This is a genomic window from Salinibacillus aidingensis (assembly GCF_055393355.1).
This window is the reverse complement of sequence record NZ_AP043759.1, coordinates 2593454-2606668: the sequence shown is the minus strand read 5'-3', so window position 1 is coordinate 2606668 and position 13215 is coordinate 2593454. Positions and strand designations below refer to the sequence as shown.

Genomic DNA, 13215 nt, shown 5'->3' with positions numbered 1-13215 from the left:
GGTGCGGGAAGTGTCATTTGCTTCAGATATCAAAAAAGAATTAACGAAGGTCGAAGTTGATGCATGCTGTGTTGAAGCGGAATTGTCGGCATTAATTAAAATGAACGGGTCCATCTCCATATCGAATCAGGAATATATTTTGGATATCCAGACGGAAAATGCTGCGATTGCCCGGAGAATGTACACCTTACTAAAACAATTATACAGCCATCCGATTGAATTACTGGTACGAAAGAAAATGCGGCTGAAGAAGAATAATGTGTATATTGTCCGGCTCAAAAAAGACGTTCAGCCTCTCCTCGAGCAGCTTGAGATCCTGGATTCTCCGTTTAGCTTCAACCATGAAATAGCCGAAAAGTACATGGAAAAAACCTGCTGCAGGCGTTCCTATTTACGTGGGGCTTTTCTGGCTGGCGGATCTGTAAATAATCCTGAAACATCCTCATATCATTTGGAGATTTCATCGTTACATGAAGATCACAATGAAGCCTTATGTGGCCTCATGAATAAGTTCAACTTACACGCAAGAACGCTTGAGAGACGTAAGGGTTACATTACGTATTTAAAAGAGGCAGACAAGATTACGGAGCTTTTAATTAATTTAGGGGCTCATCAGGCACTGCTGAAATTTGAAGATGTGCGGATTATGAGGGATATGAGGAATTCGGTCAACAGACTGGTGAACTGTGAAACCGCCAATTTAAATAAAACAATCGGTGCAGCTTTCCGACAGGTTGAAAATATCCGATATATTGAGCAGACGGTTGGTCTGGAAGCTCTGCCTGACCGCTTGCAGGAAATAGCTGAACTTCGATTGAAACATCAGGATGTTTCTTTGAAAGAACTGGGTGAATTGGTTTCGACAGGTAAAATCAGTAAGTCGGGTATTAATCATCGTTTGAAAAAGATTGATGAGTTTTCTGAAAAACTAAGACGTGGAGAAATAAGTGAAGTGTAATACAAAAGGTTAGGCAAAGGATATGGGTCAGTACCCATGTCCTTTGCTGTTGCTTAGGAAATTATAAAATAAGCGATTTGTGGATAATAAAGACATGAGAGGCCACGTCCGGCTCCAGCGCCCAGCGACTAGCGAGACTTCCTTCACCTCCGTACGATAAGTCAACATCGACTCACAAGGTTTCTCGTGTTTCCTTTTCCGCGAGTTAACCGGCTGTAAGACCCCCTGTAGAAATAAATGGGGGGTCAACAGACAGTAAACACCCGATTTGTTCAACTAACAATCAGTGGGAATGAACCCCACTGATTGAAGTTTCACTTTATCTCCTACGGCTCAGTCCAGTCCGTACGTCGCTAATAGAAAAGCGGAGGCGACCGTTTAGGCCCGACGGCATAAGCAGAATATCCGGAGTGGCCGCTTTTTGGCCATGGAGGTTATTCTGCTTATGACCGCTTGGGCCTGGGAGCCGCAGCTGGACAAACGGGCGCTTCCGCCTTTGTTCCATCTTAAAATGAATGAATATTCATTTTATTTTTTCGTTTTCTTTTTGCCTTTTCCATGGTATAATGGCTTTAATTAAAACGCTTTCATAAATGATTTTTTGCTGGTTTATTCCTTTGGATAGCCATTGTACATATATTATACAAACATAGATATGGAGAGCAGAGAGGAGAATACAGATTGGTAGAACGAAAGGTTACGGTTGAATTGTCAACAGGCTTGCAGGCAAGGCCGGCTGCAAAATTTGTGCAGGAGGCCAATCGCTTTTCAGCAGATATATTTATTGAAAAAGATCAAAAACGTATAAATGGCAAGAGTATTATGGGATTGATGAGCCTGGCTATTGGGAGCGGTGAGGAAATTCTTCTCCAGGCCGATGGATCCGATGAACAGGATGCCATAAATGAACTAGCCACATTCGTTATGGTGGAGTGAGTGCACACATTGAAAGACAAAAACAAAAGGCATACCAATCACAGCGATTGGTATGCCTTTTGTACGGTGTTTTCGGTTTTCAGCTAAACTGCTTAATTCTTTGTCTCCATTACCTGGTCAATAAGTCCGTAATCAACGGCTTGCTGAGCGGACATGAAGTTGTCGCGGTCTGTGTCGCGCTCGATGACTTCAATTGGCTGTCCTGTACGCTCAGACAGGATTTGATTTAACTTTTTACGCATTTCAAGAATACGCTCTGCATGAATCTGAATGTCAGAAGCCTGCCCTTGTGTTCCACCAAGTGGCTGGTGAATCATGACTTCACTGTTTGGAAGGGCATAACGTTTACCTTTTGCTCCGGCATTAAGCAGGAATGCACCCATGGATGCAGCCATACCAATGCAGATGGTGGAAACATCAGGTTTAATGAACTGCATGGTATCGTAAATCGCCATACCTGCAGTGATGGAACCACCCGGAGAGTTAATGTAAAGGGAAATATCTTTATCCGGATCTTCAGCTGCAAGGAAAAGCATTTGGGCTACGACAGTGTTGGCAACATTGTCGTCAATTCCGCTTCCCAGCATAATAATACGGTCCTTCAGCAGTCTTGAGTAAATATCATAAGCACGTTCACCGCGATTGGTTTGTTCAATAACCGTTGGGATTAAATTCATAAAGTGATCCTCCTTGTTTCCTAAGTATTTTCGTCTGGCTAACTGATTAGCTAGCTTTTACTGGTCATTTTTTTGTTGACATGTTTATCATACCTAATTGGTCAATAAAGGTCAAACGAAAAACATTCATTCTCTTTATTGTTTTCATTCGTGCTTTTCTTTATCTTTCCTGCCAGACTTTTACCTTAAATTATATGTATCACATCAGAAACTAATCCCTACTATCCTCTCCTGTATAGGATAGAGATATACAAGGGGAATTTCATCAGGTATATAGGGTGAAATGTCTTTGATTGATGATAATATTTAATTATCACGTATTAACTGGCCGTAATACCCCGACTTCAAGTTTTGAGGGTAACCCAACAAGACTAAGTGGGGGATGGAGAAAACCCCCACTGATGGAAGTTTCACTTTATTGAACAGCTTCTTATTCCCCCCTTGCGTTTTTCCTTTTTCAGCTTTATAATAAAATATGTCGCTTTCTTCTTAACATAAAAATATGCCCTCGTGGTGTAACGGATAGCACGCGAGATTCCGGTTCTCGTAATAGGGGTTCGATTCCCTTCGAGGGCGCTCATTAATCAAAAAAAGGCAGCTTTTACAGCTGCCTTTTTTGTATTTACAATTTAGTGGATTTTTGCTCGGAAATCTTAAGAGGCCACCCAGCGTCATTTCCGCCCTTGATTACACTTCCTCATCCGAGCGGAACAATAACGGCAGACAAATCAATCCGCAGATTCCGACAACGGCATAAATTATACGGGGTAATAATTCATCCTGATCACCGCCTCCTAATAGTGCAGCTACCAGATCAAAATTAAAGAACCCGATTAATCCCCAATTAATAGCTCCGACAATGGTTAAAAACAATGCGAATCTTTGCAGACCATTCATATTTTGAACCTCCTTTAAAAGTCCTTACTTTTAGGATGTAAAAAAGTGGAACATTTATGCAAAATTTTAAAACTCTTAGGAAGGCAACTTTTTGGTATAATTTATATAGATAAACTTCTTTTTTAAAGGGGAGGCGTAAGGATGAAGCCAAAATTAACGCAGGAACAAAAGCTCACCTGGAAGCTGACACAGCAGCTCGGGCAGGCTATTGAACTCCTGCAGTATAATGGTTTTCAACTTCAGCAGTTTTTAGAAAAGCAAATGAAGGAAAATCCCCTGATAGAAGTAGAAACGGAGAGGACGGTACCTGATTATACACCTGCTAAACGTGGAATGGGATTTGATGAGAGCTTCTGGATCGATGATAGCCAGGATTTAGCCGGATATGTAAAAGAGCAGTTGCTGGATAAGAAACTGTCACCTACATTTAAGCAGATTGTAGAGTATGGCATTGATTCCCTGGATGAAAATGGCTATTTAACGATTGCATTAACCGATTGGCAATTTGCTTTTCAGACAGATGAGGAAACGATAGGAGAAGCCTTAGAGCTGATTCAAAGTCTGGATCCGGCGGGCATAGGGGCCAGAAACCTCCAGGAGTGTCTTGCTCTTCAGCTTTTTCGGAGTTCAGCGCCCAGTCGCCTGGCTATAAATATCGTTACCAACCACCTGGATTGGATTGCTGATGACCGGGTGGAAGATTTAATGATGGAGTATGGAGTTTCTGAAGCAGCCATTGAGGAGGCGATTCAGGATATCCAAAGCCTTCATCCGAAACCGGGCATACTGGTTGCCGGGAATACATCGTCTCCAATCATTCCTGATGGCGAGGTATTTCAAAGTAATGGGGTCTGGAAGGTGGCACTGACTGGTTGGAACAGTCCGACGATTACGATTGTTGACTATTCTATAGATCATAGCAGATTATCCCCGGAAGAAAGAGATTTTTTTCAAAAGTATACACAAGAGGGGAAATGGCTGCAAAAAGCACTTTCCCAGCGTTTGGACAGTCTTGATCGGGTTTTTAAATCCATTGTCAGACGACAGATTGCTTTCTTTGATTATGGTCCTGAGCATTTGAAACCACTGGTACTGCGGGAGATCGCTGAAGAAACAGGCTTACATGTTTCTACTGTAAGCCGTGCTGTGAAGGAAAAATACTTACAAACCCCTCATGGCATGTTTCCTGTGAAGTTTTTCTTTCAGCCCGGACTTCAGGGGGGAACAGGTGATGTGAGTGCCTATGCAATCAAACATCTTATTAAGGAAATGATTTCGCATGAGGATAAGCAAAAGCCTTTATCTGATCAGAAACTATCAGAAATGCTGAAAAATGAGTTTCAGATTGAAGTCTCAAGGCGTACCGTGGCAAAATACCGATTAGCACTTAAGCTGCCTTCCTCGAGCAAACGAAAAAGGAGACGAAACAAATGAAGAACAACATTATTTTTTATACCAAAGAGAATTGTCCGCTATGTGATGAAGCACGCAGCCTTTTAATGCTGCTGCAGACGGAATATGAGTTTAATATAGAGGAAAAGGATATTTATCAGGATGATCAGCTACTGGAGAAATATCAGATTTCGATCCCTGTTATTCGTGTGGATGGGGAAGAAATCGACGGCTCGCAAATGAATCTTCAACAAATAAGAAAAGTTTTTGACAAAAAGCTAAGATAATTGCATAATGAAAAGTGGATTGATAAACTAAGAATTAAGAATTGATGTATTTTTTTGCAGCATTCGGGACAAAATAGTCCATGGTGGGACGAAAACAACCCGATGGTCAGCAAAGGCTTGGTCACACTGATGTATCACTTAAAAGGGGCTTGCACATGAAAGACCTGATTTCTTTACAACAGAAAGTTTTCCCGGAAGTTATGGAAATTATGGAACGGCGCACAAATTTATTAAAAAGTATAGAGTTGTTACAGCCTATTGGGCGAAGAAGCTTAGCCGAACAGGTCAAGCTTACGGAACGACTCGTGCGCGGGGAAGTTGAATTTTTCCAGAAGCAGGGCTTTGTGGACATTACTTCAAAGGGAATACATATGACAACAGAAGGAGCAAGGATTGCCGAACAGCTGGAGCAGCTTATGAGAGAGATTTCCGGTGTGAAGGTTCTTGAGCACCAGGTAAAGGAAAAACTCCAGCTGGATAAAGTAATAGTGGTACCAGGTAATAGTGACAAGGAAAGAAGGGTAAAACAAGAGTTAGGTAAGGCTTGTGTTTCCTACTTGAAGGATGTCATTAAGGACCACATGACCATAGCGGTTACAGGTGGTAGCACCATGTCACTGGTTGCTGAATCTATGACACCTTTAAATAAAAAGGATTGCCTGTTTGTCCCTTCCCGTGGTGGTCTTGGGGAGCAGGTTGAAAATCAGGCCAACACCATATGTGCACAAATGGCCAAAAGAGCCCAAGGGGAATACCGGCTTCTTTATGTACCCGATCCAATCAGTGAAAAAGCCTATCAATCCATTATAGAAGAACCAGCTGTGAAGGAAATATCCAATGAAATTCAGAATGCAGATATCGTTTTACACGGAATCGGTGATGCGATCACGATGGCGAACAGAAGAAAAACGCCGAAAAGTCAGTTGGAGAAAATAAAGGAAGCTGACGGTGCAGGAGAAGCTTTTGGATATTACTTTGATAAATCCGGAAACATTGTACACAAAGTCCGGACCGTTGGATTGCAGATGGAAGATTTGCAAAAGATAAACCAAGTTATAGCTGTAGCAGGTGGAACATCCAAAGCTGATGCGATTGAATCCTATTTCAAGCAAGGGCAAAGCAATGTTCTTATAACCGATGAAGCTGCAGCAGAAAAGCTGTTAAAGGGATAACCCTTTCACATAAAATATGATTTAAATTTCTAAGGAGGAATTATAAATGGTAAAAGTAGGGATTAACGGTTTTGGCCGAATTGGTCGTAACGTATTCCGTGCAGCACTAAATAACAATGATGTAGAGGTTGTGGCTATCAATGATTTAACTGATGCTAATATGCTGGCCCACCTTCTTCAATACGATACTGTTCATGGGAAGCTTGACCAGGAAGTAACTGTTGATGGTGAAAACCTTGTCGTAGGTGGTAAAACTATTCAAGTACTTTCTGAAAGAGATCCTGCAAACTTAGGCTGGGGAGACCTTGGCGTTGAGATTGTTATCGAATCCACAGGTCGTTTCACTCAGCGTGACGATGCTAAGAAACACCTTGATGCAGGTGCGAAAAAGGTTATCATCTCTGCACCAGCTAAGCAGGAAGACCTTACAGTCGTTATGGGCGTTAACGAAGACAAGTATGACCCTGAAAGTCATCACGTACTTTCCAATGCATCCTGTACAACAAACTGCCTGGCACCATTTGCGAAAGTGCTAAATGATAAGTTCGGTATTAAGCGTGGACTTATGACAACTGTTCACTCTTATACAAATGACCAGCAAATCCTGGACTTACCACATAAAGACTATCGTCGTGCCCGTGCAGCAAGTGAAAATATTATTCCAACTACAACTGGTGCAGCAAAAGCTGTTTCCCTTGTACTTCCAGAGCTTGAAGGCAAATTAAATGGTATGGCTATGCGTGTGCCAACACCAAACGTTTCCCTTGTAGACTTAGTGGCCGAGCTTGATGAAAATGTAACAGCTGAAGATGTAAATGCTGCGCTTAAGGAAGCTGCTGAAGGTGAGCTTAAAGGTGTACTTGGTTACTCCGAAGAGCCATTAGTTTCCCGTGACTATAACGGAAGCACAGAATCTTCAACCATTGATGCGCTGACAACTCAAGTACTTGAAGACAACATGGTTAAGGTTATTTCCTGGTATGATAACGAGTCCGGTTACTCCAACCGTTGTGTAGACCTGGCTGCATATATTGCCAGCAAAGGTTTATAATACCAGTAGAGGAAAATAACCTCCCCTAACAGGATAGATTTAACACAAAAGGAGGAAGGGAATATCCCTCCTCCTTGTAATGTTTTTAAAATAGCTTATACATATGGCTCAACAAAAGGAGGGCTTTGTCATGAACAAACAGACAATCCGTGATGTTGATGTGAAAGGGAAGAAGGTTTTCTGTCGTGTTGATTTTAACGTACCGATGAAGGATGGAGAAATCACCGATGAAACCAGAATAAAGGCAGCCTTGCCAACCATCGAATTCCTTGTTGGAAATGGTGCTAAAGTTATTCTGGCCAGTCACCTGGGGCGTCCAAAAGGTGAAGTGGTTGATGAATTACGTCTTGATCCTGTTGCCCAACGGTTGAGTGATCATCTCAACAAACCGGTTACCAAAACGGATCAGGTTTACGGTGATGAAGTAAATCAGGCGATTAAGGAAATGGAAAATGGCGATGTTGTTTTACTTGAAAATGTACGTTTTGAAGCAGGAGAAAAGAAAAATGATGCAGAGCTTGCGAAGGCCTTTGCAGATTTAGCAGATTTGTATGTGAATGATGCATTCGGAGCTGCTCACCGTGCCCATGCTTCCACTGAAGGTGTGGCTCAATATCTCCCAGCTGTAGCCGGATTCCTTATGGAGAAAGAGCTGAAAGTATTGGGCAATGCATTAGAAAATCCAGATCGTCCATTTACAGCCATCATTGGTGGTGCCAAAGTTAAAGATAAAATTGGAGTTATTGATCACTTGATTGATAAAGCCGATCATTTAATCCTTGGCGGGGGCCTTGCTTACACATTTATTAAAGCCATGGGTCATGAGATTGGAAAGTCATTATTAGAAGAAGATAAAATTGATATGGCCAAGGATTACATGAACAAAGCCAAAGAGAAGGGCGTAAACTTATACCTTCCTAAGGATGTTGTTGTAGGCGATGACTTTTCTGAAGAAGCCAATACAAAGGTGGTCTCCATTGAAGATATTCCTTCTGACTGGGAAGGTATGGATATTGGACCGGAAACACGGAAGACCTTTGACCAGGTTATTAAAGACTCCAAACTGGTGATTTGGAATGGACCAATGGGTGTATTTGAGCTCGAATTGTTTGCCAATGGTACAAAATCTGTTGCCGAATCTCTTGCTGAAACGGATGCTTATACCGTTATCGGCGGTGGGGACTCTGCAGCAGCTGTCGAAAAGTTTGGCATGGCTGACCGTATGGACCATATTTCAACCGGTGGCGGTGCTTCCCTTGAATTTATGGAAGGAAAAGTTCTTCCAGGTGTTGCAGCCTTAAACGATAAGGAGTAATTCCTATTTAAAATAGAATTTGTTGATGAGGTGATCGAATGCGCAAAAAGATTATTGCAGGAAACTGGAAAATGAATAAAGTGGTTTCTGAAGCCAAACAGTTTTTAAGTGACGTCAAAGAAAACGTTCCATCTTCAGATCAGGTTGAAAGTGTTGTATGTGCACCATTCGTATCCCTTCCAGCTTTAGTAGAGCAGGCAAAAGGAACAGATGTGAAAATTGCGGCACAAAATATGCACTTTGAAGAAAATGGCGCATTTACAGGTGAAGTCAGTCCTGTCATGCTTCAGGATCTTGGCGTTGAATATGTAGTTTTAGGCCATTCCGAGCGCCGGGAAATGTTTAATGAAACCGATGAGTCCGTAAACAAAAAGGTTCATGCAGCCTTTTCCCATGAACTGACACCTATTGTTTGCGTTGGAGAAACGTTAGAGCAACGAGAAGCCAATGAAACGAAACCTCATGTTGAAAAGCAGGTAAAAGCCGCTCTTGAGGGTCTTTCTGAAGAGCAGGTAAAACAAGTTGTTCTTGCTTATGAGCCTATCTGGGCCATCGGTACAGGCAAAACTGCAACTTCCGAACAGGCAAATGAGGTTTGCACACATATCCGTGATGTCGTTCAATCAGCCGTTTCTGAAACAGCAGCAGATGCCATTCGTATTCAATATGGCGGCAGCGTGAAGCCGGCAAATGTTGATGAATTACTTGCACAATCCGATATCGACGGTGCGCTTGTAGGCGGTGCAAGTCTTGAGGCTGACTCCTTCTTAAAATTAGTGGAGGCAGGCAAAAATGAGTAAGGATAAATTAGCAGCATTAATTATTTTAGATGGTTTTGCAATAAGGGACGAGGAAAAAGGAAATGCGGTAAAACAGGCAAACACACCTAATTTTGACCGTTACTGGAGCCAGTTTCCGCACACACAATTGCAGGCAAGTGGAAAAGCAGTAGGACTTCCTGATGGCCAGATGGGGAACTCTGAGGTAGGCCACCTGAATATTGGCGCAGGACGTGTGGTTTACCAGAGTCTGACTCGAATTAACCTATCTATTGAGGATCAGAGCTTTTTCCAGAATGAACAATTTAACGACGTTGTTGAGCATGTAAAAAGTAAGGATAAAGCCCTTCACATCTTTGGCCTCTTATCTGATGGCGGGGTTCACAGCCATATTGAGCATTTATACGCGCTTCTTAAGATGGCAGCTGACAACGGCCTGGAAAAAGTGTATGTCCATGCGTTTCTTGATGGACGTGACGTAGGTCCAAAAACCGGTTCGACATACATTAATCAGACCGAGGAAAAAATGAAGGAATACGGTGTAGGGGAATTTGCTACCATTTCCGGCCGTTATTACGCAATGGACCGTGATAAACGCTGGGAGCGTATTGAGCTTGCTTACCGTGCGATGGTCTATGGCGAAGGACCTAAATTCAATAATCCTCACGAAGCATTAGAAGATGCCTATGAGGATGAAGTCTTTGATGAATTTGTTATTCCGGCGGTTATGACGGATGAAAACGGCGATCCTGTTGCAACCATTGAAGATGAGGATGCCATCATCTTTTATAACTTCCGTCCGGACCGGGCTTCCCAGATGACCAGAACTTTTACGAACCCGGACTTTGCCGGATTTGATTTAGGAGAAAAGGCACCGAAGAATGTACAGTTTGTCATGCTTACTCAATACAGTGATGACATTGATGCCAACGTTGCCTTTGGTCCGAATAACTTAAAGAATACGATAGGTGAGGTTGTTTCAAAAGAAGGTTTAACTCAATTGCGCATTGCAGAAACAGAAAAATATCCGCATGTGACCTACTTTATGAGTGGGGGTCGTGAGCAAACCTTTGAAGGTGAAGACCGAATTTTAATAAATTCGCCTAAAGTACCAACCTATGACCTCAAACCGGAAATGAGTGTCTATGAAGTCACAGATGCATTGCTGAAGGACCTTGACGAGGATAAGCACAATGTAATTCTCTTAAACTTTGCAAATCCTGATATGGTCGGGCATTCCGGCAGGTTAGAGCCTACAATAAAAGCAATTGAAGCGGTTGATGAATGTTTAGGAAAAGTTGTGGACAAAATTTTAGAAAAGGGTGGCCATGCAGTTATTACAGCCGATCACGGCAACTCAGATGAAGTGATTACGCTGGATGATAAACCAATGACTGCTCATACGACAAATCCAGTCCCTGTTATCGTTACGAAAGAGGGCGTGGAATTACGTGAAGAAGGGATTTTGGGAGACTTATCTCCAACCATCCTTGATTTACTGAACGTTGAAAAACCGATTGAAATGACAGGTGAATCGTTAATTAAAAAATAAAAAATGATTTGGCTGACAGGATTGAATGTCAACATAACGAAATCATACATGAAATGAATAGAAAAAGGAGAGTATCAATATGCCATACATTACAGATGTTTATGCTCGCGAAGTATTGGACTCACGCGGCAATCCAACCGTTGAAGTTGAAGTATATACAGAATCAGGTGCTTACGGTTCTGCACTTGTACCTAGTGGTGCATCAACAGGTGAATACGAAGCTGTTGAATTACGTGACGGAGATAAAGACCGCTATCTTGGTAAAGGAGTTTCCAACGCAGTAAGCAACGTAAACGAAATTATTGCACCGGAACTCATTGGATATGATGCCACTCGTCAGGTGGACATTGATGAAATTATGATTCAATTAGATGGCACAAATAATAAAGGCAATCTGGGAGCCAATGCGATTTTAGGTGTATCCATGGCTGTTGCACATGCGGCTGCCGACTATGTTGGTCTTCCTCTTTACCAGTACTTAGGTGGATTCAGCGCAAAAGTGCTTCCAACTCCAATGATGAATATCTTAAACGGTGGTGAGCACGCAGATAATAACGTGGATATTCAGGAATTCATGATTATGCCAGCAGGTGCTCCAAGCTTTAAAGAGGCTCTTCGTATGGGAGCAGAAATTTTCCACAGCCTGAAAAAAGTGCTAAGCTCCAAAGGCTATAATACTGGTGTTGGTGATGAAGGTGGGTTCGCGCCAAACCTTAAGTCAAATGAAGAGGCCCTATCCACGATTGTAGAAGCAATTGAAGCAGCTGGCTATAAACCAGGTGAACAAGTGAAGCTTGCCATGGATGTTGCTTCCTCTGAGATTTATGAGGATGGAAAATATAATCTTAAAGGGGAAGGCGTTGTTCGTACCTCTGAAGAAATGGTTCAATGGTATGAAGATCTTGTGAACCGATTCCCTATTGTTTCCATTGAAGATGGTCTTGATGAGGATGATTGGGAAGGCCACAAGCAGCTTACCGAACGTATCGGTGACCGTGTGCAGCTAGTAGGAGATGATCTGTTTGTAACCAACACGGAACGCCTTGGACGTGGTATTGAGCAGGGCGTAGGTAACTCCATTCTTGTTAAAGTAAACCAGATTGGAACACTTACCGAAACCTTCGAAGCCATTGAAATGGCGAAAACGGCCGGCTATACAGCTGTTATTTCCCACCGTTCCGGGGAAACAGAGGATGCAACCATCGCAGACATTGCCGTTGCTACCAACGCAGGCCAAATCAAAACCGGTGCCCCATCCCGTACCGATCGAGTAGCTAAGTATAATCAGCTTCTAAGAATTGAAGATATTCTTGGTGCAACCTCAAACTATGCAGGTGCAGAAGCCTTTTACAACCTGAATAAATAATGATTGATATAAAAAACGGCATCCTTTTTGGGTGCCGTTTTTCTGTAGTTATAAATGTTTGATGAGGGCAAGTAAAAGGCAGCCTTTAAGCTGCCTCAATGAAAATCATATTGTACCTGATTAGTATCCGCCGCCGTATCCATAAGGGGAAAAAGGATAGAAATATGGGTATGGGAACATTCTTCCTATAAAGCGGAATGGGAATCGTTGTCTGCGGAATCGGCGATATCTTCTCCGGCGGGGACGACCGTATCCGTCGTAGCCATCTCCATTATAGCCGTACCCATAATCATTGTCTCCATAATCATAGCCAAATTGTCTGTTTGTGATTTCTCCGTCAATGTCTTCTGCGACTAATATGACGACATTTTCCGCATCGATGTCGTCGATAATCCCATCGAACTGTGAACCATCATTTAATTGTACGATAACATGATAATTCATATACGTTTGACATTGGTTTTTCATGTGGTCAGGCTGAAAACTTCCCTGAGTTTGAGTCTGATAAGGATTCATTTGATTATAGTGATGCACTTGTAAATCTCTCCCTTCTTTTCATTCATTTCCAGGATATTCAACTACTAATTAGGTTGTTAATGAATGGGAGAAAAAATCATTGATATTTTATAAAAGGCTATTTTAACTTAGTTTGTTGCTCTAGCCACCGCAGTTGAAATACACTACGCTTTCTATGGGTGAGCGGTGAGCCTCCTCGTGCTCTTAAAATTACGGTTATTGCAAGGGCCTGAATGGCAATAACGAAAATAAACGTCGGACTGATTCCCATCACATCAGAGCTAATTGAAAAAGCTGTAAACTCATCATCATAAAAT

General features: G+C 42.3%; 13 protein-coding genes and 1 tRNA gene. 11 read left to right on the top strand and 3 right to left on the bottom strand.

From position 1 onward, the window contains the following. Positions 1–10: 10 nt before the first annotated feature. Both whiA and ACZ5OK_RS13830 read left to right on the top strand, forming a co-directional pair. Entirely contained in the window at positions 11–958 is a 948-nt protein-coding gene (gene whiA, locus ACZ5OK_RS13835) for a DNA-binding protein WhiA (RefSeq protein WP_343842351.1), read from the top strand. Positions 959–1639: 681 nt separating this feature from the next. Beyond that, positions 1640–1894, top strand: a complete 255-nt coding sequence (locus ACZ5OK_RS13830; protein ID WP_343842353.1) for an HPr family phosphocarrier protein — start codon at positions 1640–1642, stop codon at positions 1892–1894. A 92-nt stretch (positions 1895–1986) separates the two neighbouring features. On the opposite strand, the gene clpP is transcribed toward ACZ5OK_RS13830, so the two are convergent. Further along, positions 1987–2571, bottom strand: coding sequence for an ATP-dependent Clp endopeptidase proteolytic subunit ClpP (clpP, locus tag ACZ5OK_RS13825; protein WP_343842355.1), 585 nt, complete (start codon positions 2569–2571; stop codon positions 1987–1989). 504 nt (positions 2572–3075) lie between these two features. On the opposite strand from clpP, the gene ACZ5OK_RS13820 reads away from it, so the two are divergent. Further along, positions 3076–3147: transfer RNA gene (locus ACZ5OK_RS13820), tRNA-Arg, on the top strand. Between the two features lie 111 nt (positions 3148–3258). Here the strand turns inward: ACZ5OK_RS13820 and ACZ5OK_RS13815 are convergent. Further along, positions 3259–3468: a DUF378 domain-containing protein gene (locus ACZ5OK_RS13815; RefSeq protein WP_343842356.1), complete on the bottom strand. Its 210-nt coding sequence runs from the start codon at positions 3466–3468 to the stop codon at positions 3259–3261. A 141-nt stretch (positions 3469–3609) separates the two neighbouring features. Here ACZ5OK_RS13815 and rpoN point away from each other — a divergent pair, with 141 nt between their 5' ends. The 8 genes from rpoN to eno all read left to right on the top strand — a co-directional run bounded on the left by rpoN (position 3610) and on the right by eno (position 12382). After that, positions 3610–4902 (top strand): RNA polymerase factor sigma-54, encoded by a 1293-nt coding sequence (rpoN, locus tag ACZ5OK_RS13810; protein WP_343842358.1) that lies wholly within the window; start codon positions 3610–3612, stop codon positions 4900–4902. Beyond that, positions 4899–5147, top strand: coding sequence for a glutaredoxin family protein (locus ACZ5OK_RS13805; RefSeq protein WP_343842361.1), 249 nt, complete (start codon positions 4899–4901; stop codon positions 5145–5147). Before rpoN ends, ACZ5OK_RS13805 begins: the two co-directional genes overlap by 4 nt. 155 nt (positions 5148–5302) lie before the next feature. Beyond that, positions 5303–6319, top strand: coding sequence for a sugar-binding transcriptional regulator (locus tag ACZ5OK_RS13800; RefSeq protein ID WP_343842363.1), 1017 nt, complete (start codon positions 5303–5305; stop codon positions 6317–6319). Positions 6320–6365: 46 nt separating this feature from the next. Continuing rightward, positions 6366–7370 (top strand): type I glyceraldehyde-3-phosphate dehydrogenase, encoded by a 1005-nt coding sequence (gene gap, locus ACZ5OK_RS13795; protein WP_044163105.1) that lies wholly within the window; start codon positions 6366–6368, stop codon positions 7368–7370. A gap of 130 nt (positions 7371–7500) precedes the next feature. Next, on the top strand, positions 7501–8685 hold the full coding sequence (locus ACZ5OK_RS13790) for a phosphoglycerate kinase (RefSeq protein ID WP_343842367.1): 1185 nt from the start codon (positions 7501–7503) through the stop codon (positions 8683–8685). A 38-nt stretch (positions 8686–8723) separates the two neighbouring features. Next, complete coding sequence (tpiA, locus tag ACZ5OK_RS13785) at positions 8724–9485, top strand: triose-phosphate isomerase (RefSeq protein WP_343842370.1); 762 nt, start codon at positions 8724–8726, stop codon at positions 9483–9485. Further along, positions 9478–11016 (top strand): 2,3-bisphosphoglycerate-independent phosphoglycerate mutase, encoded by a 1539-nt coding sequence (gpmI, locus tag ACZ5OK_RS13780; RefSeq protein WP_343842373.1) that lies wholly within the window; start codon positions 9478–9480, stop codon positions 11014–11016. Before tpiA ends, gpmI begins: the two co-directional genes overlap by 8 nt. A gap of 79 nt (positions 11017–11095) precedes the next feature. After that, positions 11096–12382, top strand: coding sequence for a phosphopyruvate hydratase (eno, locus tag ACZ5OK_RS13775; protein WP_343842376.1), 1287 nt, complete (start codon positions 11096–11098; stop codon positions 12380–12382). Between the two features lie 120 nt (positions 12383–12502). On the opposite strand, the gene ACZ5OK_RS13770 is transcribed toward eno, so the two are convergent. Continuing rightward, entirely contained in the window at positions 12503–12916 is a 414-nt protein-coding gene (locus ACZ5OK_RS13770; protein WP_464758202.1) for a hypothetical protein, read from the bottom strand. Positions 12917–13215: the final 299 nt, after the last annotated feature.

Excerpts from the sequence above, each read along its gene's own strand:
- gpmI (WP_343842373.1), top strand. The coding sequence starts at position 9,478 with ATGAGTAAGGATAAATTAGCAGCATTAATTATTTTAGATGGTTTTGCA.
- ACZ5OK_RS13805 (WP_343842361.1), top strand. The coding sequence starts at position 4,899 with ATGAAGAACAACATTATTTTTTATACCAAAGAGAATTGTCCGCTATGT.
- eno (WP_343842376.1), top strand. The coding sequence starts at position 11,096 with ATGCCATACATTACAGATGTTTATGCTCGCGAAGTATTGGACTCACGC.
- ACZ5OK_RS13815 (WP_343842356.1), bottom strand. The coding sequence starts at position 3,468 with ATGAATGGTCTGCAAAGATTCGCATTGTTTTTAACCATTGTCGGAGCT.
- tpiA (WP_343842370.1), top strand. The coding sequence starts at position 8,724 with ATGCGCAAAAAGATTATTGCAGGAAACTGGAAAATGAATAAAGTGGTT.
- gap (WP_044163105.1), top strand. The coding sequence starts at position 6,366 with ATGGTAAAAGTAGGGATTAACGGTTTTGGCCGAATTGGTCGTAACGTA.
- rpoN (WP_343842358.1), top strand. The coding sequence starts at position 3,610 with ATGAAGCCAAAATTAACGCAGGAACAAAAGCTCACCTGGAAGCTGACA.
- clpP (WP_343842355.1), bottom strand. The coding sequence starts at position 2,571 with ATGAATTTAATCCCAACGGTTATTGAACAAACCAATCGCGGTGAACGT.
- ACZ5OK_RS13790 (WP_343842367.1), top strand. The coding sequence starts at position 7,501 with ATGAACAAACAGACAATCCGTGATGTTGATGTGAAAGGGAAGAAGGTT.
- ACZ5OK_RS13800 (WP_343842363.1), top strand. The coding sequence starts at position 5,303 with ATGAAAGACCTGATTTCTTTACAACAGAAAGTTTTCCCGGAAGTTATG.